This window comes from Aliivibrio sp. S3MY1 (assembly GCF_028765575.1).
Taxonomy (GTDB): Bacteria; Pseudomonadota; Gammaproteobacteria; order Enterobacterales; family Vibrionaceae; genus Aliivibrio.
The window spans coordinates 1-755 of the sequence record NZ_JARACO010000100.1 but is presented as its reverse complement, the minus strand read 5'-3'; the positions used below and the strand labels follow the sequence as shown (position 1 = coordinate 755).

General features: G+C 35.5%; 2 protein-coding genes. One reads left to right on the top strand and one right to left on the bottom strand.

What is annotated here, in order from left to right; all coding sequences use genetic code 11:
- On the top strand, positions 1-186 hold a 186-nt coding region (locus PVK62_RS17425), incomplete at its 5' end, for a hypothetical protein (protein ID WP_274445643.1).
- Positions 187-328: 142 nt separating this feature from the next.
- On the opposite strand, the gene PVK62_RS17420 is transcribed toward PVK62_RS17425, so the two are convergent.
- Positions 329-721, bottom strand: coding sequence for a hypothetical protein (locus PVK62_RS17420; RefSeq protein ID WP_274445642.1), 393 nt, complete (start codon positions 719-721; stop codon positions 329-331).
- Positions 722-755: the final 34 nt, after the last annotated feature.

Sequence of the window (755 nt, the reverse complement as noted above, 5' to 3'; positions counted from 1 at the left end):
TTACGAACACATGAAGGAATTGACTTCTTTGTATGGTTGAGAGAATTCGAAGATGAAGACTCTCGTAAACGTATTTATAAAGATACATATAATGATTGGTGGATAACTAATATCCGACCAAAAGTTTTTAAGCTAATAGAAGAAGATTCAATCAGCATAAAATTTCTGCACCCTGTCGAACTATAACCCCACTCCAACACATAACGCCTGCATAACACGTTTGCTACGATACAGACCTAGCTGAATTTTAACGCCTTAATCACTGAAACTAAAGGCAAACTGACAACGCCGAGTGTAGCAAATCGTGTTGATGCATTTGTTATATTGATTAACTGCTGTAAATTTGCTCACATGATGGACATCGAAAATCCCCCATTTTTTTAAGAAGCCCTGCGGTTTTGTTAATCCGTACTTGTTGATTCTTTGTTTCGTAACACGCAGAACAAAATGGACCGTCATCATTAGTTTTAAAATAAGCAAAGCCACGAAATTCAAGCTCCCCAACATTACTTCCTTGGGAATTTTTTAACTCATTAACTTCCATTTTTAACTGTGCGTTCTGTTCAATAACCTCCGCTAGCGCTAATTTTGTATCAGCTAATTCCAGATTAAGATCAGCAAGAACATTTTTAAACTCTGCATCTTCAATATTTTTACTTATTTCTCTCAAACGTTTAGCTAATCCAATTGCTTGGCCAATAGAACTAATTACATCACTCATTTTCTACTCCATACTTAAAAATCAATATAACGCC